The organism is Devriesea agamarum, from assembly GCF_900070355.1.
In the GTDB taxonomy this organism is placed as follows: domain Bacteria; phylum Actinomycetota; class Actinomycetes; order Actinomycetales; family Dermabacteraceae; genus Devriesea; species Devriesea agamarum.
The window spans coordinates 1,031,677-1,055,463 of sequence record NZ_LN849456.1 but is presented as its reverse complement, the minus strand read 5'-3'; the positions used below and the strand labels follow the sequence as shown (position 1 = coordinate 1,055,463).

Below are 23,787 nucleotides of genomic sequence, written 5' to 3'. Positions count from 1 at the left end.
GAAGGGATCTCATGATGTTGATACACCATCGTTGTACGACAAATCAGCTCGTCGCCGAGGCTGGCCGAGAAACGATGAGGGTGTGAAAACCACAGCGCCGTCCGCGCTCACAACAGGGGCCAGCTCGGACGCCGCGCACCCCCGACGACCTATCGGACGGCTGGCTATTCTTGCCCTGCTTGTGCTCATCACCCCGGCACTGACCATCATCGTGGGCCCCGCCTCCGTTCCGCTGTCTGACGTCATCGGAGTGATTGCAAGTCACATCCCCGGGCTGAACGTCGAGATCACCTGGGATCGTATTACCGATGCGATTGTTTGGCAGACTCGTCTACCCCGGATCGTCTCCGGCCTCGGAGTGGGAGCCGTGCTTGGGGTGAGCGGGGTTGTGTTGCAGGCGATCATCAGGAATCCGCTGGCGGAACCATACGTTCTCGGCGTGAGCTCTGGCGCATCTACCGGCGCAGCCATCGCCATGATCATGCTTGGGGCAACAGCGGGCTGGTCAGTCGGCCTCTTCGCGTTCGGTGGCGCTTTGATTGCAACCATGTTGGTGCTGCTCATCGCGGGAGGTTCCCGCAGCACAGCCCTGCACCTGATTTTGGCCGGCCTCGCCATCGGGTTCGGTTTCCAAGCGCTCACCAACATCATCGTGTTTTCCAGTGACAACGCAGAAACCTCGCGGGCGGTCATGTTTTGGACCCTCGGTTCACTAGCGCGCACGCAATGGTCCGATGCACTCACCATTCTCGTGATCGGTCTCGTGCTTGCGCTGCTGATGGCGATCTGCGGCCCGATCCTCGACGCCTTAGGCAGCGGTGATCGCACCGCGCTTGCCGTCGGCGTTAACCCCGTCAAGGCTCGACTTCTGCTACTGATTCCCGTCTCTGGCGCGGTCGCCGCGTCCGTGGCTGTTGCCGGCGGCATCGGGTTTGTCGGGTTGATTATTCCGCACGTCATCCGCCACCTCCTCGGACACTCTCATCGCGTTCTCATCCTCGGATCTGCACTGGCTGCATCCCTTTTCCTGGTCTGGACAGACGCGGTGGCGCGCATTGTCTTTGCCCCGGCAGAACTCCTGATCGGAGTCATGACCGGACTAATCGGAGCCCCTTTTTTGCTGGTGCTGATCCGACGCCTGAATAGGGGGATGTAACCCCGTTGGATGACTTGCTACCCGTCCTGCTATCCATCCGAGCTCGCTTCGACATCGGGCGAAGCTTTCGCCCATCGAGACGGGCTTTGAGCAACGCTCGCGAGCCTGATCGCAGTAGTCCTTGGCTATTAATCTGACCGCCACCGGGTGTTACCTAGACCACAGCGGCGTGCCGCGCTATCGTCGAAAGGACGCTATGAAAACTCCAGCTCACACACAGTCTCAGGCCCCCTCCCGGGCGCGCCTGCGCTGCTTTGCCCCGCTCCTGGTAGCGGTGGCACTGGCTCTTACCGGATGCGGACCCTCTAGCGCCGACCGTGCACAACAATCACCCGCCCCGTCAACGGTCCACACCGGCGCAGCAAGCGGATTCCCCGCCGCGGTAAAAAGCTGTGACCAGACCATTCGCTTCGACAAAGCACCCGAACGAATCGTCATGCTGGACACCACAGACGCATCAATCCTCCTCGATCTGGGGCTACTCGACCGAGTAGTCGCTAGGGCGGGAACGGTTCGCCCGGGTGCCTATGACGCTGTGACCGAACAGAAGCTCACCGAGATTCCGCTGCTGCCCAGCGTCGGCACCGGAACCGGTGGTGCAAAAGTGTCCACGGAGGCAGTGCTGTCGGCCAAACCCGATCTGGTGCTCGGCTACGACGCCGGTGTCAACCGCGAACAGCTCAGCAAAGCAGGCGTCAGCCTCTATTCACCGGAGGCGTTTTGCCCCAACTACTCGGTGAAAAAGGCTAGCTTTGCGCTCGTGAACGACGAAGTTGAGCGCGTGGCCACAATCTTCGGGATGAAGAATAAGATCCCTGAACTCACGAAAAAACTGACGGACCAGATTTCTGCGATGACCCCAGGAGGGAAAGGCCGCACGGCGGCTGCGCTCTATGTCATGCCCGGTGTCTCGACCTTTTACGCCTACGGCACCGCGAGCATGGTCGACCCCATTTTCACTGCAAACGGCTTAGCCAATAGTTATGGGAATGAGAATAAGCGAGTGTTCGACGCCTCCATGGAAAACCTGCTCGACCGGAACCCGGATTGGATTGTGCTGCTATCTGACCAGGGCAACGCGCAACAAGCACGCGAAACCTTTATGAGCTTCAACGGAGTACAAGACCTTAAAGCCGTGCGCGAACAGCATGTTGTGGTTCTGCCCTTCGCCTGGACCGATCCACCCTCGCCGCTGTCCGTCAAAGGTGCCGTCGAACTCTCAAAACTGCTGACGGCTCAATGATCACCGCGCATCACCTGATTGCCCGTCGGGGCGGACAGCTTGTGCTCGGTGGTGTCGACCTGTGCGCGCACCAGTCCGAGGTGATCGGAATCGTCGGGCCTAACGGTGCGGGTAAATCAACACTCCTGCAGGTGCTGTACCGAGAACTAAGCATTGATAGCGGCGCCATTGTCGTGGACGGATACGACCTGGCTCGTATGCGCCGGCACGACATCGCCCGCAAAATCGCCGTCGTCGCCCAGGAAACAGACTCGTCTATACCCTTATCCGTGCGACATGCGGTCGGCCTAGGTCGTTTGCCCAGCCGCACACTGCTCAGGTATGGAGACCAGGCAGATCAGGCGCTCGTTGATGCGGCCTTAGCCAGAGTCGGCCTCACGGAGCTGGCTGATCGGCTGATCACAGAACTGTCCGGCGGCGAAAAACAACGGGTCATGATTGCCCGCGCCATTGTTCAGGACGCAGGGCATCTGCTGCTCGACGAACCGACGAATCACCTAGACCTACGCCACCAATTCGGACTGCTCCAGCTAGTGCGGACAATCGGTGCCACCACCATCATCGTGTTACACGACCTGAACCTTGCAGCGCGCTGCTGCGATCGGATTGCGCTATTACATGCTGGTCAGCTGGTGGCCGATGGTACCCCCGATGAGGTTCTCAGGCCCCAGATCCTGGAACCGGTCTATCAGGTTCGGGTTCATCGTCTCGATCACGGCGATCGTCCGCACCTTCTGTTTGATCCGCTCGATGATGTGCCGGTCACACCGGCGACCCCTATGTCACTGGAAAGGACACCATGAGCACTGATACACGTATGACTCCGAATGAGCTTCTCGCGGCCTGGCATATTCAGCAGACCGCATTCATTGAGTTTCGGGCCCAGCGCACTCGCTGCATGATGGATGTGTTGTCTGGTCTAGCCGATGAGCGTGGCCGACCCGTGCGAGTTCTCGATTTAGGATGCGGGCCTGGCTCGTTAGGCACCGCCGTTCTCGACCGGATGCCCGATGCTCAGGTTGTGGCCGTGGATCGAGATCCGATCCTGTTGCGCCTTGCCAAGGAGACCAACCGGCACGGTGACCAGCATGTTTTCATTGACGCTGACCTGGCCGGACCGGATTGGGTGACCGCCGTCCCCGACGGGACCTATGACGCCGCCATCAGCGCCACGGCCCTGCACTGGCTCGGCCCGGACCAGTTAGTAGCCCTCTATCAACGGCTAGGTTCTCTTTTAGGAGACGGCGCCGTATTCATGAATGCCGATCACCTTTTCTTTGATCAGGTGCACCAACCATTTTTGGATAAGTTCTCCCAGGCCGACCGAGACCGCGTGCAGCGGGAACACCTCAACGATGGGGCGATGGGGTGGGATGAATGGTGGGAGGTGGCTCGCTCACAACCGGGTTGGGAAAAGGAAGCCGCGCAGTGGCATGAGCGGTGGAGCGAAAAACACATGACGATCCCCGTGAGTGTGCAATTCCATCTGTCTGCCCTGCGCGCCGCGGGCTTTGTTGAAACCGCGCAGATATGGCAGTGGCTGGATGACCGGATTATTTTTGGTCGTCGTCCCGTCGAATCCGCATAGTCCGGCACCATCCCGCTAGCGGTGGTTGTCCTGAGGAATATGTCGCGCCGATTGTGAGTTCGACGGTGCTGCTTAAACCTTTGTGCCGCCGGTGGGTTTATGGTGCTGGCTGTGCGGCGGTGTATGGGCGGTGTGAAGAACCGATTCATAGGGCGCTTTGGTCAGACCTGGAATACTCCGGCGGCAGGCGAGCTCCTCAGAGGGCGCTCGTTGGCGACGCGTAGTGGTTGGCAAATTGCTGCAGGATGCACATGCTTCCTTGTCAGAGCCCAGGCGCATAAGACAGCAGGTAGTGCGTTCATGCCAAAGTCGTGGGCCCTGCTCGCTTCGGATCTCATGTAGCTGCACGAGATCGCGGGCCCAGACGTCAACACATTCGTGCGCTGAGGCAATGGCTATATCGCGCTCCTGTGCGGGAAGAGAGCGCACGAGAAGCTGCCATGATCCAGCTAGGGAAGCGGCCGGTCCGCCCCAGGCAACTCGCGGGCGCAATGGTGAGACGGCAAGCAACGCCTGCGCCATATGGTCAATATGGGTATAGAGCGCAGCCGCGACCTCGCGCGGTCCAGCAGCTGAGGTGCGTGTGTTCGTGTGGACCAGGTCGGCGGATATAGCCCTGGTTGCTGCTCCGGTATCCAGACATGCCTTCCACAGGTGGTGATGAAGATCGGGAATGATCCCGGTCCGCCACCAAAGGCTCAGCACAATCGGGATGAGCCGTCCTGTGTAATGCTGAAGTGCGCACGCAGCACCGGGTGGATCATGGCGGGCGCCAATGGCTACGGCGTAACGATGGGCGGCGTTTCGCCAAAAATCGCTCGTGGTGAGAAGGGTCGTGGTGCGCCATGCCGGCAACGGCTGATCATCGCGTGCCCTAGCTGGATAGTTTTCCCACGCTAAAGGGGAATGCGGGCCAGTCACAGCGCGACAAGCGTGATCTAGAGGCTCCTGCATCGCATGTGATGTCATCGTTATCCTCCCGGCTCTGGGAGGACCGTAGCAACCTGATCTTTGCGCTAGATGGGTGCAATCTCGTGCTGCGATGAGGACTAATTGGCTTGGACAGTCCTGAGAATAGACCGAATCATGTAAGTCAGTTCAATGTCGTGTAACTCAACTCAATGTCGAGCGATTCAGCTCAACGTCGTGCCAAATAGTAGCCCCAGAATGTAGGTGGCAATCGCTGCGCCGTATCCAATAGCCAGCTGCCTCAGCCCGCGCCGGAGAGGACTCGCGCCGGACAACACTCCGACGACACCACCCGTGACCAGAAGGGAAATCCCGACCAGGACCAGGGCAACGATCAGGGCCGCGGTGCCCGTGAGCCCCAAAAGATAGGGCAGGACAGGAATAATCGCACCCAACGCAAAGAAAAGGAAGGATGACAGAGCGGCCCCGCGGCCTGATCCAATCTCCTCCAGATCATTCGTGTTCAGTTCAGCAGCCTCGTGCATGGCCTGCTGCCCGGCAATGACTTTGCTGGCATGCGCATCGGCCTCACTTTCGCTCATGCCGCGGGCCCGGTACACCAGTGCGAGCTCATTGCGGTCCAAGTCGAGATAGGGAATGGCATCGGACGCCTCAGGGTCAGCGGAGGATGCTTCTAACAATTCCCGCTGACTAGACACCGACACGTACTCGCCGGCTGCCATCGATAAGGCGCCAGCGAGCAGGCCCGAAATACCTGAGGCCAGGACAATGGACGATGACACCCCGGTGGCCGCCATACCCATCACCAGAGCGAGGTTCGAGACCAGACCGTCGTTAGCGCCAAACACAGCGGCGCGGAACGTGCCAGACAGTCGGGATCGGCCGCGTGCCGCTAAACCCCGGATGACCTCACTGTGGATCCGCTCATCGGCAGCCATCTGCTCCGTCGCATCATTTTCGCTTTCGTACGGGGAACGAGCTTCGGCGCGCTGTAGCAAAACCAGGACGAATAAAGACCCGAACAGGCGAGAAAGCAGGGCATACAGTTTCCTGCGGACTCGGATCCGGGGAAGGGAATCAGCGTGAGGTCCAAGCAGTGTTCGCCAATGGGCCTCGTGACGCTTCTCAGCGTCAGCAATTGCAAGCAGAATCTCTCGTTCTTCGCCCGTTCGGTGGGCTGCGAAGGTCCGGTATATCTCTGCCTCAGCGATTTCATCGGCTAGATATCGACGCCACCGTGCAATCTGCGCAGGGCTGTGGTGGCACGGTTCGTCGGCAGCGTGGGATGGTGGAGGAATCTGGCGCGCTGAAGGGCGAGAGGGCTCGGACACCACTTCAGTGTGCCAAAGCCACACTTCGGATTCTCCTCGCAGGACGCTTCGGCGCTCCCCGCCGGTGTATTCGGTAGCCCCTGCATGAGTATTCGGCGCCCCCAATCGCCGTGATGACGGGGCTGTGTGTGATTCGCGTGATCCCATCGGGTGGATGATGCTAGACGTCAGGCAAGCTCGATACCGGGCGGGCGGCGACATCTGGTTCAGACGGTGTGGGCGATCGCACGAATCCTGCAGCGTCCTGTCATGCTGTAGCTCACACCGTACGTCCATCGAACGGTTGAGCGCGCAACTGCCACGACACGCAAGGATGGGACTATGAAACGCATCTACTGGTCCGTTGTTCTGTACACCGTGCTCGGCCTGGTCGCCGGGGTGTTTTACCGGGAGTTCACCAAAGCTCTCGGATTTACCGGGCACACTCAGCTCGCAACTCTTCACACCCACTTCCTGGCACTAGGAACGCTCGTTTTCCTGATCGTCCTGCTTCTGGTCAAGGTCTTTGATCTCGACCGCACCCGTTATTTCTCAGGGTTCTTCTGGGTGTACAACGGCGGTCTCATCCTCACGACCGCGCTCATGACCGTCCGCGGATGTTTGCAAGCACTCGGTAATGAATCCCCTCTGCCCGCCCTGTCGGGAATTGCTGGTCTGGGTCACATCGCCTTGGCCGTCGGGCTCGCCTTGCTGCTGATCTGCCTGGGGCGCGCAGTCTCCGAAGCCGAGCGCACTCGCCGTCTCGACGCCTCCCATAACCAGTCGTAGAACTGACACAGGGGAGCCGGTCACCACATACCCGGTGGTGACCGGCCAGGTCATAGCCGTGATTTGGCGGCGCTAGGTGTGTGGGGATCGGCACCGACTGGTCACCGAGCACGAACTCTTGACCTCCGGCAGATCGCCAAGCGGGGTTTGGCGAACGCGTCCGGACTCTCCGCGCTGTGTTGCGGATCTGGTTCACAAACGGTCACGCCACTTTGCCGAGATATCCCCGGCGGTATCAGATAGGGGTATCAGCGACCTGCGAACACCGCGCCTGGTCACGTGCCCGAAGGGAGAGACGCCATGGATAGCCAGACCACGCTCGCTTCGGAGCGCGCCACCATGTCGCGTCCCCGTCGTCGGCCCTTGATCGGGGTGACCGCAGGAAACGCCGAGATCACCCACGGTGCCTGGAGGGGTGAGCGAGGACTCTCCCTCACCTCTGCCTACATTGATGTGCTGCGCGCGGTTGGAGCCCGACCGGTGGTGCTGGCCCCGCAGGAGACCTGGACCGCTGAAGAACTCGCCGACCTCGACGGACTAGTGTTAACCGGTGGAGGAGATATCGCCCCCGCCCAGTACGGATGCCGCGCCAGCATCCACACCGTCGGCGTGGATGCTCAGCGAGATGAGTTTGAACTCGGTCTGTATCGCTGTGCTCGTCAAGCAGGCATCCCGGTGCTAGGCATCTGCCGAGGCCTCCAAATCATTGCAGTGGCCGAAGGTGGAACGCTCTACCAGCATGTTCCGCACGATGTACCCGCCTATCCATCAACCGGGAACCGGCTCACCCAGGTCGATGTGGACATCGATGCCGCTAGTGACCTCGCGCTGGCCCTGGGTAGCCGCGCCCGCGTGAATTGTTTTCACCACCAGGCCGTGAACCAGGTGCCACCGACGCTGCGCGCGGTAGCCCGGCACGCATCCGGCGTGATCTTGGCGCTCGAAGCCGAAGCGGGCAGCCCGGTGCTCGCTGTGCAGTGGCATCCGGAAACAAACCCGGGCTCGTGTGCCCTTCTAGAGCATTTCGTTCATCACGCCGTGACCACCCAGTCGGAGGCAAACGCCTGCACGGTGTCCTAAACGTGCCCTAAGATAGAAGGGTCACCTCGTTGCGCAACACGGATCACGGAGGAACCATGTCCCAACCGGCAACAGACGGCCCCCATTCCACCTCGGTGCAAGCAGGGGTCCAGCGCGACGCCGAAGTTGCCCAGATCTCCGAGGGCAACAATCTTGCCGTCAGTATCATTCTTTTTGTTCTGCTCTTCGGGCTGTTTGTGCTCGGCCTGTACTTTCTAGGTCTATTCCCGAACCCGTACTGGTTTGTGGCGGGGATGATCATTGACCTCATCGCTTTGTTTGGGGTATTTGCGCTAGTGCCGAAATTCCTTACGAAGTAAGGCCCTTGTTGCGATGTGAGGTTTTTGCGCGATAGGCCGAACTGTCTGCGCAAAATCCAGCCGCCACGGTGACCATGGCATCGAGGGCGGCATACTGACGCTGGCATTCCGTATTCCGCGACAATCCAGGACCCTAGTCCTCACTGAGCCATCCGGTTTCTATGATTCCGGATGGCTTACCTTTTTGTGATGTCGGTACAGGTCGACTATGCGGGACAACGACGTAGGCTATGGACTCGCGGGTGCGCTGCTGGCAAGGTCGTGTCAGTCCTCCCGGTTGTAAATCCTGCATATTGTGGACCTCAAACCGATACCTGAATCCTGCATGACACCCTGCACACCGATAGTCCGCAGCTACTAGTCCCGCGCCCGAGGATCACGCACGTCATGTCTTCCCCCTACCCATCCACGCCCGATACTACGGCGCGACCATCCGTCCCCATCGATGCGCGGCGGGCCCGCCTCGCAGTCACCATCATTTTCTGGATCAACGGGGCGTCAATGAGCGCGATCATGCCCCGGTACCCAGAAATCGTGGCGGCGCTCGGGCTCGACAAAACAATGTTCGGCCTGGCCGTCGGAATCGGACCGATCGGCGGATTGATTGCGGGGATCGCGGCCGCCCGGCTCATGCGTCGATTCGGCTCCGGCCCGCTGAGCGTGTTCACTCAAATATTGGCCAGCGCATCGATCCTGCTCATCGTGCTGGCGCCCGCCTGGTGGATGCTCACCGCATCCTTCTTCATCGCATCCGCGTGTGATGCGGTCACCGACATCGCCATGAACGCACACGGTATGCGAGTGCAACGCCGCTACGGACGCAGCGTGATCAATTCCTTCCACGGATGGTGGAGTGTCGGCGCGGTCTGCGGTGGTCTGATCGGGGCAGGGCTAGCCCAGGTGGGGATTCCGCTCTCAATCCAAGCCGGATGCAGCCTCGTGGTTTTTGCGGCCATTGCGCTGTGGGCGCGTACCATGATCCTCCCGGGGGCGGATAACACAGAACGCACCGCGAACTCGCCGGTGCCCGACACCGCGGCTGAGCTTTCTGACCCCAACAAGCCCACGAGCACATCGCGCGGGCTGCGCCGCATCATCCCAACGCTGAGCCTGCACACCCTCGGCGTGTTCATCGTGCTCGGTACCACCGCAGTCTTCGCCGGAGCCACAGAAGATGCCGGTAACACCTGGGGAGCTCTGTACATGCAGGGGCAATTCCAGGCTGCGCCGCTGGTCGCAGGCCTCGCGTTCGTCGCTCTGCAAGGAGCGCAAACCGTGGGCCGGCTCACCGGTGACGCACTGGTGGATCGTATCGGTGACCGGGGAATGGCGCGGATCGGGGCCGTGGTGTCCGCAGGAGGCATGAGTCTCGCCCTGCTCGTCCCCTCCGTACCCACCACCATTATCGGTTTCGCCTGCGCAGGGTGGGGCGTGGCCACGCTGTTTCCCGCCGTTTTCCACGCCGCAGACGAACGATCTGATCTGGCGCCCGGAGTGGGGATCACCTTCGTGGGCTGGGTAACCAGGGTTGGTTTTCTGGTCTCCCCGCCACTCGTCGGTGCCATCGCGGACCGGCTGACACTGCGTTATGCGCTCTGGCTAGTGCCCATCTACGCGGTCGGCGTCTTCATGACGTCGGGTGTTTTAGCGCCCCGTCAACAGCGGAAGGTGCCCGTCGGCAGCTGAACTTTAGCGTTATGAACACGGTTAACGGCATGAACACGATTAACGGTATGAACGCGATCAGCGGTACGAACACAATGAGCTCTGTGTGGGCACGATTGGTGGGTCCAACAGTCGTCCAGGACACCATGCGCTGGCCTACATAAACCGCGACACATCCCCTGCACCCTCGCGTGCAACCTCCACGGTTCCTCCGGACAAGTTAATGACGCTGGTCGGATCCTTCCCGCATTCACCCGCGTCAATCACCAAATCCACCTGGTGATCCAGAAGCTCCTTGATCTCCCAGCCATCAGTGGGAGGCTCCTCATACCCCGGCAGAAGCAGAGTGGAGGAGACCACCGGTTCCCCTAACGCGTCTAGCAGGCGCGAGACCACCCGGTGATCAGGGATACGCACCCCCACCGTGTGCTTTTTCGGGTGGAGCATACGGCGCGGGACTTCTTTGGTCGCAGGCAAGATGAACGTATACGGGCCCGGGGTGGCGTTCTTGACCAGTCGAAACATTGGATTACTGACCACTACCATCTGCCCAAGCTGAGCAAAATCACTGCACACCAGCGTAAAATGGTGGTTCTTGCCAACCTGTCGAATCCGTCGGATACGTTCCAGCGCTTCGTGCGCACCCAGGGAGCAGCCGAGTGCGTAGCACGAGTCCGTGGGATAGGCGATCAAACCTCCGTCGCGCAGCACCGATACGGCCTGCTCGAGACGCCGAGGCTGGGGGTCGACGGGATGCACGTCCAGATAGCGAGCCATACCTCAGTGTAGGACCCGACCTTGCCCAGGCCCAAGGTTATGAACTTTGGTCCCGCCCTAACGAACGCGTGACCAGCTCAGCGACCTCGCGTCGCAACACCTTGCCGAGCAGATTACGCGGCAGTGAATCCACCGCCACGAACTTCACCGGGATCTTATAGGGGGCGAGCCTATCTTTAAGTTGCTTGCGCAGCTGCCCGGGATGCAAAGTCACCCCTTCTTTTACAACCACCGCCGCCGCTAAACGATCATCGCCATTAGCCGTCGGCACACCCACCACAGCCGACTCTGCGACGTCATCTAGGGTGTCTAACTGTGCCTCCACTTCGGACGGTGACACATTGAAGCCGCCGACAATGATAATTTCCTTTTTGCGGTCCACAATGGTGGCAAATCCATCAGCATCGACGGTGACCACATCGCCCGTGCGCAGCCACCCATCGGCCGACAACACCTCGGCGGTTGCCTCCGGCTTATTCCAATACCCCTGAAACACCTGAGGCCCCCGCACCCACAATTCGCCCGGTTCACCAGGGGCGACCTCCCGCACCGGATCATCCAGGGCCGCAACCCGCATCCAGGTCGATGGAAAAGGAACCCCGATCGTTCCGGTGCGTCGACCCGGAGCAAACGGGTTCCCCAACGCCACCGGAGAGCACTCGGTCAGACCGTACCCCTCCACCAGTAATCCACTGGTGACCGCCTCCCATTCCTCCACCACCCGCTGCGGAAGAGTCATGGCGCCAGAAATCGCGTAGCGCACCGAGCTGAGGTCAACACCCTGTTTCTTCGCTGCCGTGGCTGTTTTATCGTAAATAGGAGGCGCCGCACAGAATACCGTCGGAGGAGAAATCTGAGCCGCCTGGAGAACCAGCCCGACATCGAAACTTGGGAAGAGAACCAGCAACATTCCCTTGGAAATACCGAACGTGAGAAACAGCGTCATACCGAACGCGTGGAAGAGCGGCAAAATCGCGTACGAGACTTCCTGCCCATCCACCGCCCCGTGCATCCACGCCTCGCCCTGACGAGCATTAGCCACCAGATTGCGGTGGGAGAGCATGGCACCTTTGGGCTCACCGGTCGTGCCTGAGGTGTATTGAATAACCGCGAGATCATCCGGGCCTGGGTGCGGGTGGCTCGTCGCTAAAGACGTGGTGCGCAGAGCAGTGCGCCACGACACCGCGTTCCGAACCGGGGTTGTCAGCCTTGCCCGCATGGCCTTAGCTCTGGCTACCGGTACCCGCAGCGCCAGACGGGTCTTCAACGGCATCGCATCGATCGGATTTACGGCTACGATAGTCTCAGGGCCGATCCCGTGCGGAAGCTGCTGCAACGCCTGAACCGCTGAGGTCCACGCAATCGCCACCTTGGCGCCATGATCGGAAAACAGGGCTCGCAGCTCCGGTTCCGTATACAGCGGATTATGCTGCACCGCGACGGCTCCCAACCGCAACACCGCGTGAAATGCGATCACCGCCTGAGGACAGTTTGGAAGCACCAACGCGACTCGATCCCCGGCCTGCACCCCACGGCGACGCAACCATTCCGCAAGCCGCAACACTCGGTTGCCAAATTGGCCGTAGCTCACCCGATGCCCGAAGAACTCCAACGCGGGACGATCAGCAAATTTGGCGACCGACTCCTGAACGAGTTGGGCCACCGAGCTGTCCGGCGGGACAATATCTGCCGGAACCCCGTCTTGGTAATGCCTAAGCCACGGTCGATCAAGCGAACTCATACCTACGCCTCCCGGTCGGCTGGGTCGGGTTGTTCAGGAGTTACAAGACCGTGGCGGGAGGAGAACCGCCCGGATCTGGCCAGTCTACGGGCGAACCCCGATGAACATGCCGGCCCGGGAGTAACGTAAGGACATGGAACCCTCCACCGTCGTGGTTCACACCACCGAACGAGACCGCTACGAATTGCGGGCAGGATCTGCGGACGGTGACCTGATCGCCATCCTCGCCTACGTCGACACCGAGGGTCCGGACGGCGTTATCGTGCGTGATATTCGCTCCACCGTCGTTGACCCTCGTTATAGTGGCGAGGGCCACGGCAGCACCCTGGTGCGGGCCGTGCTCGATGGGGTGCGGGCAGATGGTCTAAAAGCCAGAACTACCTGCTGGTTTGCTGCTGGCGTGATCGATCGTCACCCTGAATATGCGGACCTGATCGCCTAACCTAAACCTGGCCACAGGACGTACCCGCGTGCGACCAGGACGTTCTGCCGTGTACGGTACGGCTCATGCCCGATTTCATCACCCCCGTTATCGAGTGGATCATCGACACTGGGTCTGTCATGTGGACCTTTGTGGTGCTGCCTGTTGTAGTCATCATCGGCCTGTACTTCACGGTGCGTTCCGGTGTGGTCCAGGCTCGGTTGATTCCCGCGATGCTCACGAGCCTGGGAGACAAGGCTCTTCCGGATGCTGCCGGCCGCAAGACCATCTCGGCGTTCCAAGCCTTCACCGTCTCTGCCGCCAGTCGTGTCGGGGTGGGAAACATCGCGGGCGTCGGCACCGCCATTGCCACCGGTGGCGCGGGTGCAGTGTTCTGGATGTGGGTGATGGCTTTCATCGGCGGCGCATCGAGCTTCGTTGAATCCACCCTCGGCCAGTTGTACAAGGTCCGCGACCGCGACGGTTCATATCGCGGCGGCCCGGCCTACTACATGCGCCAGGGGCTCAAAGCGCCGTGGCTCGGGATCATCTTCGCCATCGTTTTGATCGTGTGCTTCCCATTTGCTTTCTCCATGCTCCAGGCCAACACCATCGTGGCGACCATCGGCGGAGCACTTCCCGAAGGGGAAGCCTCGCGACCGCTCGCCTTCGGCATCGGTATTGTGCTCGCCCTGCTCACCGGTCTCGTGGTGTTCGGAGGTATCCGGCGCATCGTGCACTGGACGGAAACCATTGTCCCGGTTATGGCGCTGATCTATCTGCTCGCAGGGATCGTGGTGGTCGCGGTAAACATTGAGCATGTGCCAGACATGTTCGTGCGCATTATCGAAAGCGCTTTCGGGCTGCGGGAAGCGACCGGTGGCTTCGCAGGCTGGTTCACTAGCGTGCTGCTGACCGGCGTAAAACGCGGTATGTTCTCCAATGAGGCAGGTCTCGGATCGGCCCCGAACGCCGGTGCTACCGCTGCGGTCTCCCACCCCGTGAAACAGGGCCTTGTGCAAACCCTCGGGGTCTACTTCGATACCTTCCTGGTGTGCTCCATTACCGCGTTCATCATTTTGGTATCCCAAGATGCCATTGCCGCAGATGCAGGCGGTGTCCAGCTCACCCAGTCCGCGCTGGTGGAAGCACTCGGACCGTGGTCCGCCTATCTCCTCATCCTGATCATCTTCCTGCTCGCGTTTTCGTCAATCCTCGGTAACTACTACTACGGGGAGTCGAACGTTTTCTTCATCTCCACGTCGCCGAAGGTCATGTTCGTCTTCCGCTGCTGCGCGGTGATCGCGATCCTGGTCGGCGCGATGCTATCGGTGAGCGTGGTGTGGGATCTCGCAGATGCCGTCATGGGCGTCATGGCCCTGTTGAACCTGGTATCCATCGCGCTGCTGTCTGGGATCGCCATGCGGCTGCTCAAGGACTATACGAGCCAGAAACGCGCGGGTCGCGAACCCGTCTTCCTCAGCTCCACGATGCCTGATCTGCAAGGTATCGAGTGCTGGGAAAAGGCTGATGTGGGCCTATCTGATGACGGCTCTACCTCGAGGCAGACCAGCCAGCCAGTTACCAAGGGCTAAGACGCACCCTAGGCGAGTTCACCACAGGCTCGCACCCCGGGATGAGGGCGGGCGGTGATGTCGCGGGCAACTCCGCTGGCAATCACCGTACCGTCCTTCAGCACTACAGCATCGCCGCAAATAACAGCGGCGAACTCGACATCATGGGTAGCGACCAGTATCGCGATGCCCTGTTGCCGTGCCCGCAGAATAGCCTCCGCGATCCGCGCACGCGAGATTTGATCGCACCCCGCGGTGGGCTCATCCACGATGAGAACATCGGGGCGCCGCGCAAGGGTCGCGGCCATCAGAATCAGAACGCGTTCACCACGGGTGAGATCGTGCGGATGGGCATCGATCAGATCGCGTAAACCGCACAGGTCAAGGGCCGCTCGGGCGGCCTGTTCGGCCTCGGCCCGACGCCGCCAGCGACTTCGCCATCCCGCCATGACTTCCGACAGCACCCGTGACGTCGTGATCTGAACATCGGGATTTTGCATGACGGCTAGGACCGTCGGACGCTTGTCAGCAGGGTTTTGGTGGGAGTTTCGACGCAGGCCGGGCCACCGCCGTGAGGGTCGCGAGCGCAGTTGCGGGGATGCGTCAAAGATCCCGGCCAGATAGCCGATCAATGTCGACTTCCCGCTTCCATTTGCCCCCAGCAACGCCGTGACGCACCCGCGCCGCAGCGTGAGATCGACTCCGCGCAGCGCGGGCGCTCGGTGACCAGGGGAGGAGGTATCACCCTGTGCGCCGGCGTGGGTGTAGCGGATATCGTGCACAGCCAGAGCAATGTCGTGGGCGTGCGGCGTCGGCGCGCAGGATATGACCTGGTCGCGTGGGGGTCTGTGCGGGGCAGCAGAATGAGAGTCATACCCTGCTGCATACACACCAGCGAAGTCTCCTAACGCGGCGATAGCATCGCGAAGGGTAGGCGCTAAGTGGCACTGCCCCTGAGACAGCACCGTCGCTGGTTGCTGTGGCCCGACTAGCCGGGCGAGTGCTGACGGGTCACTACCCGTTAATAAAATGGCGCAGCGCGATTCGGAATCACCGAGGAGATTGCTCAGTAACCTCGCCACCCGCTCTTCAGCCCGCGCATCCAGAGCCGCCGTCGGATTATCCAGCACCAGCAGGTCACCCATTCCAAGCACAGCCGTGGCAATACCCATGAGCTGACGTTCGCCTCCCGATAGGGTTGCCGGACTGCGCCCAAGCAACGCCTGAATCCCCAGCGTATGGGCGATACGAGAGATCTGCTCACGCATATCGTCGCGGCTTAGCCCCGACGTCATCAGTGGCAATGCAAGTTCTTCCGCCACGGTCCGCGCCAGACCAGTCGACTGGTTGGCAGGATCAGGCCCCACCAGACAAGCACCGCGAGCGGGATGCAACTCACCGGCGATGGTCGCGTCGTGAGGGTCAAACAGGCCCGCGAGGTGACGGATCAAGAGCTCGCGCCCCGAATGGTCATCGCCGACTAAAACGGTTAGGCGATCCCGCGGAATCACCAGGTCCGCACCGGTGATCAGCGGATTGTCCATTCCCGCTGGCGTCAGCACTAGCTGACGGCACCATGCCACTGGCGGAGGGTCGAGCACCGGCCCGCTGTGAGGCCCGGGGCCATCAGGGAAGTGTGCACTCATCAAGAACCTCCGGATAGCGACGTCATGATGAGCCAGAGGGCAAGCCACAGGCACGCGAACAGGGCAGTTCCCCACATCACTATCCGGTCGCGTCGGCGGATGGGGTAGGGGCGCAGGGTGATAACCCGCGAGAAAGAACGAGAGAGGGCACCTTCAGCTTGACTGCGGGTTCCCGGCGGGGGTACGACACCGCGGGCGATGAGCGCATCTACCCGCTGATCCAGATCGAGGACCGCCCCCACCAGCAAAGGCGCCGCAAGAGACGGCAGAGAACGAAGGCGTCCGATCAGACGGACCTTTCCCGGTGGGAGAAGTCCTCGGGCGATGCGAGCCTGACGAATCGCGGTGAGTCGCTCTCGGTATTGGGGGATCAGCCCCATGGTGGTCGCGGTCAGCAGTGCGAATCGAGGGGGGAACCCGATGCTGCGCATACCGGCGAAAAGATCTGCGGGACGGGTGCACAGCCCCGCCAGGATGAGGCAAGCGCTCGCCGTGGCGAGACGCGATGACAAACCTGCGGCCAGTAATAACCCCTCGACATTGAGGCGAATGGGGCCAAGATGCGCCAGGACGGTGCGCGCCTCAGGATAGGTGAATCCCTGGATTAGGGTCAGCATCACCATGACCGGTCCCGTCAGAATCACTAGGGTTGCGAACACCGCGCGCAGATGCCTCGTCCGCATAGCCACAATCAGCGCCCCGCCTAGAAACGGAAGGGGCACCCACCATGGACCTGGGGCGAACGCGGCACAAGCACCGCTGAGCGCAGCCACCGCAGGGGTGACCGGGTGCCATCGCGCAAGGGCAAGGCGCAGTGGATCGTTGTGATCGGGCCCACCGGTGCGGGGGGCATTGGTGCTGGCTGCGGCAGGTATTGGGGCTTGAGGGTCGGGATCTGCCGACGTGGAGCGAGTATTCACCGAACTACCGCAGGTATATGCCGCGGGCGGGAGCTGGAAACCGGGCGAGTAGCCGGGTCGGCAAGAGCCCGGCAGCGGTTACGGCGATCAGGAAGCAAAGGGCTTTGTCGAGCGGATCAGAAATGAGTGATTGCACGGTGGCTGCCTCGAGCATCGACTGTCCACTTGCTTGCAGTACCGCCACCAGCGAACCGGTTCCAACCCCGAGGCCGCCGCCGAACACAAAGGCCGCCACTGGCGCCGACAGCATCCCGGTGAGGACCCCTGTGAGTCCACCGGCCACAGTAAACAGGCCAAGGCGCAAGATGTGGCTTTGGATCCTACGCCGCAACAGCAGGCGAGCCCATAAACCGGCTGCGCAACCCACCAGCGCAGATCCAGCCGCGAAAGGAATGGCGCTGGGAGTCACCAGACCCCACAGCAGATTGGTCAAGACCCCGGTTGCGGCACCGGCCGCAGGACCGGCGAGAATCGCCACGAGCACCGTGCCGAGTGAATCGAGATACAGCGGGAGAGGACTCACCCCCACGATCTGACCAGCGACAATATTGGTTGCGATGGCGCCGGGCACCAGCACCAAGGTGCGGGTTGTCAGGGTGGGTAAGGTGCCCATCGCAATCAGCACAGCGCCCGCCAGGTAGCCCGCGAGCACCACCAGCGTGGTGGGGCCGAGATCGTGTCCGAGGGTCGTCGATTGGGTGAGGATGATCCCCAGGTAAGTGGCGGCGATGATCACCGCACCGAGGGTGATGAGGGGCCAGGAGCGAACACTCCGTGGCCCCCATCCAGAGGCAGGTTCCTCTGAGTTACTGGTGTTCACTGTCATGGCTGGTCCTCCTGGTGGTGGGGGGAGAGAGAAGAGCGAGAGGTCGGTAGGGGATCCTACCTATAGTCGCGAGGTGCTGGCGCAAGGGGTGAGGGATTATACCCCGAAGAGGCAGACTGTGCCTGGTCAGCGAGCCAGGGCCGCACAGTATCGGTGAGGTGGACAAAAAAAGCTTCCGGGTTGGGATTAACCAGAATGCGCAGGGTCGCGGGCTTGTTCCAGCGTCCGAGCCAATCAGCCACCACCTGCCCCCGGGTCAACGTACCGATGAGTTCAACCCCGACGGCCACCGGCGTCGTGCGCGCAAACGGTGTCTTACCGGACTCGGAGAGAGTCGTGGCGACAGCCGTCACGAACGGATCGTGGGCGTGAGCGAGATATCCGAGCCCGTCGGCCTCATGGAACGCGAAATAGAAGCGGAACGCATCTCGCAGGGCGGTGAGCACCTCGGATTCTGGCAGGGGGGTGCCGTCCTGTCCGGTGGGGGCAAGAGCATCCAGGTGCTCTGGCAAGAGTTCAATCCGTTCGGTAGCATCCAGGGGCGCGAGGATCGGGAGCCGTTGCGGTGGCAGAACAGAAAATGCGTCGATAACCCGGGCTAGCGCTTCTGGATCGACGGCGACATTCCACTCTGTGGTGGGCATGGTATTGCCGCGATGATTGATGGCCCCGCCCATGATGACGAGTGTTTTTAATAGCCGCGGCAGGTCTGGTTCGAGGTCTAGGGCTAGTGCGAGGTTCGTGGTGGGGCCGATCACGATTCCGGTGACCTCACCGGGATACGCTCGCACCGTATCGACCCACAGCTGAGCGGCGCTGCGCGAATCGAGGGGGTTGCGTCCAGGTGGCAGATGGGCGTATCCGACCCCTTCGGGGCCGTGGGTATCTTCGCAGGTCATGAGCGCGCAGGCGAGTGGTTGCTCGCTGCCGCGGGCGATTGGAATTCCGGTATTCCCGGTGAGTTCAAGCCAGCCTTGGTTATTGCGCACGACCGCATCCACCGGGACATTACCCGCCGTGCATGCGATGCCGAGGAGATCAACGTCATCACGCGCGAGCAGATAACACAGCGCGAGGGAGTCGTCGATCCCGGTGTCGCAGTCAAGGAGGACTTTGCGGCGGGTGGCGCGATCAGATGAGAGCGGCAGCACCCCGACAGTGTACTGATCGCGCTGGTTTCGCATTTCCTTTTACGATGCTGCTATGACCTTTCGCATCGTGACCGTGTGCACCGGCAATATTTGTCGCTCACCTATGGCTGAATATCTGTTGCGCCGCGCTTTTGACGAGGCAGGGCTGGCTGATCAGGTTGAAATTGATTCCGCGGCGACCTCCCACTGGGAAGTTGGCAACCCCATTGACCGCCGGGCGGCAGCTGTTATGGATGAGCTCGGTATTGATACGTTGGCGCACCGGGCACGGGAAGTATCTGCTGACATGCTGCGAGAACGCGATCTGATTTTGGCAATGGATCACGATCATCTGGACGGCCTGCGGGCCCTCACGGATTCGCTCGGACCGCAGGCCGATTCGGTGGCCGGGCGGATCCATCTCATGCGTTCTTTTGATCCTGAGGCGCCGTCGGGTCCCGGTGCTGATCTCGGGATCCGTGATCCCTGGTACGGCGGTTCAGAAGATTTCGAGCGTACGCTGACGGTTCTTCGTCCGGCAGTCGCCGGGGTTGTTGACTACGTGCGCACTCATTGTGAGTGCTAGGCCCGGCTATTTAAGGGTGGGTAAGCAGCACCCCGCCCAGTGATACCGCGGAGACCACCGCGGTCACGATAGCGCCGAGTACGAACGGGCGAAGTCCGACCCCGCGCAGAGTGGATATCCGGACCCCGGTGCCGAGCGCGAACATAGCGGCGGCCAGAAGAAAGGTCTGCACTACCGATACGGGGCCCAGCCACCCCACTGGAATTAGGCCGAATGAGCGTACCGCGACGGCGCAGCAAAAACCGATCACAAAAAGCGGAACCAATGGCGGTTTGCGAATAGCGGGGTTGTCGCCGATTTTGCGTCTTTGCCGCACCGCGATGATGGTCATGACGGGGGCGAGCATCAGCACGCGAGCTAGTTTGACGACGACCGCAACCGCCAGCGCCCCGCCGCTGATAATGCCTCCGGCGGCCACCACCTGGGCCACTTCGTGGATGGATCCGCCCGCCCACAGTCCGGCTTGCTCGGAGCTGAGCCCGAGAAGGTGGGAGAGCAGGGGGATGAGCGGAATCATGATTGTGCCGAAGATCACCACGAGGGCGACGGCCGTCACCACTTCTTCTTCCTTGGAGGTGATGCGGGTTGTGGCCGAGGCTGCTTGGTTGCTGCGAGCGCTGTGGTGGGTGCGCGTTGACTCATCGACTAACACCCCGTCGGCTGCGGCGACGGCGGCTGCGCCGCAGATGGAGAACCCGCACGCAATCAAAAGGGACTGGGTTGGGCTCAGGCCGAGAGCTCGTCCGACCATGATGCCGGTGAGTAGGCCGATCCCCACGATGGCGATGACCACCAGGATCATGGCCCATCCCAGCGCTAAAACATCTGTGAGAAGGAGATTTAAACCCAATAGGACAATTCCGAGCCGGAGCAGGCGCCGCGATGAGATGGCGATCCCCGGGGCGAAACCCGTGGGTAACGGGCGCAGGTTGGCGAGGATTGCACCGAGCAAAATGGCCACGAGCAGGGCGCTGACGGATGGTACCCAGTGGTTGATCAGAACACTGGCGATGGCGCCAAGTGCACAAAAAATAAGGCCGGGTATGGGTGAAGCAGCTTGAGTTGGGGGTGCGGGTCGGGTCGCTAATTGGGTATCGGTCATGCGGTCAAGCTTGACGGTTTGCAATGACCAGCAGTAGTCCTCGGTTTGCCATGTTAGGCATATCATTTAGGTATGCCTACTCGCTGTCCCGACCTGATGGAACTGCGGCTTCTGGTCGCTATCGCGGACACCGGATCGGTCGGGGGTGCTGCCCGTGCACTGAGAATCGCTCAACCTAATGCTTCGCGTGCTCTGCGCAAACTAGAACGGGGACTCGGCGTGGAGCTCATGACCAGACATGCTCGGGGCGCTGCCCCGACGCCTGCGGGTCGTCGTCTTATTGCTGAGGCGCGAACCGTTTTGGAGGCGATGGAGGCTCTGCTCGCTGTTGCGGATGAGTGTTCCGGTGCATCGGGTCCGGGCAGGTTGCGGGTCACGGCGAGTCAAACTGTTGCCGACCATTTGGTCCCGGCGTTCCTTGCCCGGTTGCGAGCGCGCTCGCCGCATCTGTGCCTAGACCTGGCCGTCCACAATTCCGCGACGGTTCTCCATAAGGTGCGCTCTAAGCAGTGCGACCTTGGATTCGTCGAAAATCGGGGCACTTTGGAGGGGTTGTCCTCTGAAATCGTGGCGACGGATCGGCTGGTGCTGGTGGTTGCCCCGACTCATCGCTGGGCACATCGGGAATGGGTTAGTCCGAGCGAGGTCGCGTCGATGCCTTTGATTGTTCGTGAGGAAGGAAGTGGGACCAGGCAGGTTCTCGACGAGGAACTTGCGCCGTTTCATCCCGTGCCGCCCGCATTGGAAGTGTCCAGTAACCAGGCCGTGCGCACCGCGGCGCTGGCGGGCACAGCTCCGGCAGTGCTCGGTATTTCGGCGGTAGATGGTGCGGTCGCTGCCGGGAATCTGGTTGCGCTGGAGGTTCCTGGGTTGGATCTCACTCGGTCGCTGCGGGCGGTGTGGTTGGGCGCGATGCGTCCCGCGGTGATAGACCTCGTGAGTCAGGCTGACTGTGCATCTGGTGACGAGGAGGTCTCTGGCGATGGGGTGGTGTCCACCGACGGACCTGGAGTAGCTTTCGGCGATGGGGCGGGCGCACGCGTTGGCCGTTAACCCCCGGCCTGTCGCTGGATTGGTTTAGTTTGTGGGGATTGGAGCTCAAGGTTCACGGTTATTCGTGGCACAGAGACGGGGACTGGTGTTAGAAGGCTAGCGGTTGACGGCAAAGTATTAGAGCCTGGCGTTGATGGAAAGGCAGCAGCATGAGTGCGTCGAGACACGGTGGCCCTAGCAGTCACGGGCTTGGGCAGGATCCTGGCCGTGGGGGCGGTGCAGTGGGCGCTGTGAGTGGGGATGTGAAACAGCCGTCCGAGGTGTCCGCGCTCGAACCGAGTCCAGGCCCGTTGCCGGGTGACCCCGCAAGCGTCCGGCTAGATGTTTGGCTGTGGGCGGTGAGACTGACGAAGACCAGGTCTGCGGCTACGGCGCAGTGCCGGGGCGGCCATGTGCGGTTAAATGGTGCTCCGGTGAAGGCTGCTCAGGCGGTCCGGGTCGGTGATGAGGTGCGGCTGCGGAAACCCGGTGTTGAGCATATTTATCGGGTGCGCCGGATCATTGCCCGCCGTGTAGGGGCTCCGATTGCCGTGACTGCTTATGAGGATTTAACGCCCCCGCCACTGCCCCAGATGCTGGCTCGGCCCCCGCGGCGTGATCCCGGTAGTGGGCGGCCCACTAAGAAGGAGCGGCGGGAGCTGGACCGGTTGCTGGATCGTCATTGAAGATGCTCGGGACAGCAATTCTTGACGGTCGGCGATGGCCTGGCTCAGCAGGTGCCGCTCCTCAGTGAGGCGGGCGGGTGAGGGGCCGTCGGCCAGGATGCGCTGCCGGGCTAAGGCGAGTTCAGCAGCGTCTTTGATGAATCTTTGCATGAGCGTGGTCGCACCGAATGTCGCTGCCCAGCGTTTGGCCTCGCGGCGCCCTTTCGAGCTGCCGAGCATGTGGACTTCCTGGGGTAAGAGCCACCCTTCATGGACGTAATCGGTGAGGCGAGCCCGCATCAGGCGCGCCTGGTCGTAAAGGAGCAGGCCAATTAGCGCGAGCCATAGAGCGGAGAGGGTGAAGAGCACGAGGAAGCTGATTAAAACTATTGCCCCATCGGACGTTAAGGCAGCGAGGTTCCAGCCAAAGTGCAAGACAATCGCGGGCCAGACAGCACCAAAAAATATCAGCGCCCCCGCAACGGTGCCCCATGCGCGGGTGGCCGCACCCATGATGAGCCCCGTCAACGAGGTGAATAGCGGGTGTAAGAAGATGCTTCCCACTCCACGCATCAGGATTAAAACGCCGCCGCCGATTGCGCCGTACTCTTCATAGCCGCTGATGTAGTACTGGATATTTTCGATAAAGGCGAAGCCGCCTCCGATCAGGGCTCCAAAGACGAGGCCATCGAGAGGGCCGTTAAAGTTTTTCCGCGCCGCTAAGAGGAGGGCCAGCAGGCCGAGCCCCTTGAGCACTTCTTCGATGACGGGAGCGCTCAGCGCCATTGAGAACTGATGGGCGAGCTCGGGGGAGTTAGTCAGTGTGAAAACGATGAGGTCTAACACTGTTTCTAGGAGTATTGCGATGCCGGCGGTGGGGACGGCTCCCCAGAGAATTGCCAAGATGGTGAGCACGATGGGCTGCGGATGCCAGAAATTTGCCAGCATCATGATGGCCGTGACTGTGGCGAGGGAGAAAAATGCCATGACCGAAAAGAAGGTCACGGTGCCCAGGCCCGCCCAGAGTAGAGGGAACGCTAGGGCGATCAGTAAACCGACGCCGAGTAGGGATGCGGCGATCCAGAGCAGAATGGTGCGCAGGGGGGTTGCCGCGATGGTTGCGTTGACGGAGGTAAACCTGAGGCGGTCTGGGGCGGCTGGCTGGCGCGGACCGGTATCGGGCTGGTTGCCGGTATAGCCGGGGGGAAGCGGGGTAAACGGCATGACCAGTCCTTTGTGAAACGGTACGTCGGTCGCGCGAAGTTTGGGCGTGGGCATCGGGAGGA

Annotated in this window: 23 protein-coding genes; 13 read left to right on the top strand and 10 right to left on the bottom strand. The window is 61.3% G+C overall.

What is annotated here, in order from left to right; all coding sequences use genetic code 11:
• Positions 1–82 precede the first annotated feature (82 nt).
• The 4 genes from BN1724_RS04690 to BN1724_RS04675 all read left to right on the top strand — a co-directional run bounded on the left by BN1724_RS04690 (position 83) and on the right by BN1724_RS04675 (position 3,987).
• The gene (locus BN1724_RS04690) at positions 83–1,156 is read left to right on the top strand and encodes a FecCD family ABC transporter permease (protein WP_058234432.1); all 1,074 of its coding nucleotides are present in this window, start codon (positions 83–85) and stop codon (positions 1,154–1,156) included.
• 196 nt (positions 1,157–1,352) lie between these two features.
• Positions 1,353–2,399 carry an ABC transporter substrate-binding protein gene (locus BN1724_RS04685; protein ID WP_058234431.1) on the top strand — a complete coding sequence of 349 codons (1,047 nt, stop codon included), beginning with the start codon at positions 1,353–1,355 and terminating at the stop codon, positions 2,397–2,399.
• A complete protein-coding gene (locus tag BN1724_RS04680) occupies positions 2,396–3,202 on the top strand; it encodes an ABC transporter ATP-binding protein (RefSeq protein WP_058234430.1) in 807 nt (268 codons plus the stop codon). Before BN1724_RS04685 ends, BN1724_RS04680 begins: the two co-directional genes overlap by 4 nt.
• Positions 3,199–3,987, top strand: a complete 789-nt coding sequence (locus BN1724_RS04675; protein ID WP_157085762.1) for a class I SAM-dependent methyltransferase — start codon at positions 3,199–3,201, stop codon at positions 3,985–3,987. The genes BN1724_RS04680 and BN1724_RS04675 overlap by 4 nt, the downstream gene beginning before the upstream one ends.
• A gap of 72 nt (positions 3,988–4,059) precedes the next feature.
• Here BN1724_RS04675 and BN1724_RS04670 read toward each other — a convergent pair whose 3' ends face one another.
• Together BN1724_RS04670 and BN1724_RS04665 are read right to left on the bottom strand one after the other, a co-directional pair.
• Complete coding sequence (locus tag BN1724_RS04670) at positions 4,060–4,956, bottom strand: hypothetical protein (RefSeq protein ID WP_157085761.1); 897 nt, start codon at positions 4,954–4,956, stop codon at positions 4,060–4,062.
• Between the two features lie 164 nt (positions 4,957–5,120).
• On the bottom strand, positions 5,121–6,248 hold the full coding sequence (locus BN1724_RS04665; RefSeq protein ID WP_407919297.1) for a VIT1/CCC1 transporter family protein: 1,128 nt from the start codon (positions 6,246–6,248) through the stop codon (positions 5,121–5,123).
• A gap of 321 nt (positions 6,249–6,569) precedes the next feature.
• On the opposite strand from BN1724_RS04665, the gene BN1724_RS04660 reads away from it, so the two are divergent.
• The 4 genes from BN1724_RS04660 to BN1724_RS04645 all read left to right on the top strand — a co-directional run bounded on the left by BN1724_RS04660 (position 6,570) and on the right by BN1724_RS04645 (position 10,102).
• Complete coding sequence (locus BN1724_RS04660; protein ID WP_058234428.1) at positions 6,570–7,016, top strand: DUF2871 domain-containing protein; 447 nt, start codon at positions 6,570–6,572, stop codon at positions 7,014–7,016.
• A gap of 300 nt (positions 7,017–7,316) precedes the next feature.
• Positions 7,317–8,096: a gamma-glutamyl-gamma-aminobutyrate hydrolase family protein gene (locus BN1724_RS04655; RefSeq protein ID WP_157085760.1), complete on the top strand. Its 780-nt coding sequence runs from the start codon at positions 7,317–7,319 to the stop codon at positions 8,094–8,096.
• Positions 8,097–8,152: 56 nt separating this feature from the next.
• Positions 8,153–8,416 (top strand): hypothetical protein, encoded by a 264-nt coding sequence (locus BN1724_RS04650; protein WP_231928153.1) that lies wholly within the window; start codon positions 8,153–8,155, stop codon positions 8,414–8,416.
• 387 nt (positions 8,417–8,803) lie between these two features.
• On the top strand, positions 8,804–10,102 hold the full coding sequence (locus tag BN1724_RS04645; RefSeq protein ID WP_058234427.1) for an MFS transporter: 1,299 nt from the start codon (positions 8,804–8,806) through the stop codon (positions 10,100–10,102).
• Between the two features lie 135 nt (positions 10,103–10,237).
• Here the strand turns inward: BN1724_RS04645 and BN1724_RS04640 are convergent, their stop codons facing one another.
• Both BN1724_RS04640 and BN1724_RS04635 read right to left on the bottom strand, forming a co-directional pair.
• On the bottom strand, positions 10,238–10,858 hold the full coding sequence (locus tag BN1724_RS04640; RefSeq protein ID WP_058234426.1) for an L-threonylcarbamoyladenylate synthase: 621 nt from the start codon (positions 10,856–10,858) through the stop codon (positions 10,238–10,240).
• 37 nt (positions 10,859–10,895) lie between these two features.
• Positions 10,896–12,599: a long-chain-fatty-acid--CoA ligase gene (locus BN1724_RS04635; protein WP_058234425.1), complete on the bottom strand. Its 1,704-nt coding sequence runs from the start codon at positions 12,597–12,599 to the stop codon at positions 10,896–10,898.
• A gap of 133 nt (positions 12,600–12,732) precedes the next feature.
• Between BN1724_RS04635 and BN1724_RS04630 the strand changes: the two genes are divergently transcribed.
• Both BN1724_RS04630 and BN1724_RS04625 read left to right on the top strand, forming a co-directional pair.
• Entirely contained in the window at positions 12,733–13,041 is a 309-nt protein-coding gene (locus BN1724_RS04630) for a GNAT family N-acetyltransferase (protein ID WP_058234424.1), read from the top strand.
• Positions 13,042–13,106: 65 nt separating this feature from the next.
• On the top strand, positions 13,107–14,615 hold the full coding sequence (locus BN1724_RS04625) for an alanine/glycine:cation symporter family protein (protein ID WP_058234423.1): 1,509 nt from the start codon (positions 13,107–13,109) through the stop codon (positions 14,613–14,615).
• Positions 14,616–14,623: 8 nt separating this feature from the next.
• Here the strand turns inward: BN1724_RS04625 and BN1724_RS04620 are convergent, their stop codons facing one another.
• The 4 genes from BN1724_RS04620 to BN1724_RS04605 are packed head-to-tail and all read right to left on the bottom strand — an operon-like array spanning position 14,624 to position 19,170.
• On the bottom strand, positions 14,624–16,240 hold the full coding sequence (locus tag BN1724_RS04620; RefSeq protein ID WP_058234422.1) for an ATP-binding cassette domain-containing protein: 1,617 nt from the start codon (positions 16,238–16,240) through the stop codon (positions 14,624–14,626).
• Positions 16,240–17,160, bottom strand: a complete 921-nt coding sequence (locus tag BN1724_RS04615; RefSeq protein WP_058234421.1) for an energy-coupling factor transporter transmembrane component T family protein — start codon at positions 17,158–17,160, stop codon at positions 16,240–16,242. Before BN1724_RS04615 ends, BN1724_RS04620 begins: the two co-directional genes overlap by 1 nt.
• Before the next feature lie 4 nt (positions 17,161–17,164).
• Positions 17,165–17,986 (bottom strand): hypothetical protein, encoded by an 822-nt coding sequence (locus tag BN1724_RS04610; protein ID WP_058234420.1) that lies wholly within the window; start codon positions 17,984–17,986, stop codon positions 17,165–17,167.
• A 56-nt stretch (positions 17,987–18,042) separates the two neighbouring features.
• Positions 18,043–19,170 carry a nucleoside hydrolase gene (locus tag BN1724_RS04605; RefSeq protein ID WP_084252759.1) on the bottom strand — a complete coding sequence of 376 codons (1,128 nt, stop codon included), beginning with the start codon at positions 19,168–19,170 and terminating at the stop codon, positions 18,043–18,045.
• A 19-nt stretch (positions 19,171–19,189) separates the two neighbouring features.
• On the opposite strand from BN1724_RS04605, the gene BN1724_RS04600 reads away from it, so the two are divergent.
• Complete coding sequence (locus BN1724_RS04600; protein ID WP_058234419.1) at positions 19,190–19,702, top strand: low molecular weight protein-tyrosine-phosphatase; 513 nt, start codon at positions 19,190–19,192, stop codon at positions 19,700–19,702.
• 10 nt (positions 19,703–19,712) lie between these two features.
• Here BN1724_RS04600 and BN1724_RS04595 read toward each other — a convergent pair whose 3' ends face one another.
• Positions 19,713–20,804 (bottom strand): YeiH family protein, encoded by a 1,092-nt coding sequence (locus tag BN1724_RS04595; protein ID WP_058235760.1) that lies wholly within the window; start codon positions 20,802–20,804, stop codon positions 19,713–19,715.
• A gap of 72 nt (positions 20,805–20,876) precedes the next feature.
• Here BN1724_RS04595 and BN1724_RS04590 point away from each other — a divergent pair, with 72 nt between their 5' ends.
• Positions 20,877–21,857: a LysR family transcriptional regulator gene (locus tag BN1724_RS04590; RefSeq protein WP_084252758.1), complete on the top strand. Its 981-nt coding sequence runs from the start codon at positions 20,877–20,879 to the stop codon at positions 21,855–21,857.
• 149 nt (positions 21,858–22,006) lie between these two features.
• Entirely contained in the window at positions 22,007–22,522 is a 516-nt protein-coding gene (locus BN1724_RS12530) for an RNA-binding S4 domain-containing protein (RefSeq protein WP_084252757.1), read from the top strand.
• On the opposite strand, the gene BN1724_RS04585 is transcribed toward BN1724_RS12530, so the two are convergent.
• Positions 22,406–23,725, bottom strand: coding sequence for a PrsW family intramembrane metalloprotease (locus BN1724_RS04585; protein ID WP_058234417.1), 1,320 nt, complete (start codon positions 23,723–23,725; stop codon positions 22,406–22,408). The two genes, BN1724_RS12530 and BN1724_RS04585, sit on opposite strands and share 117 nt — an antisense overlap.
• Positions 23,726–23,787: the final 62 nt, after the last annotated feature.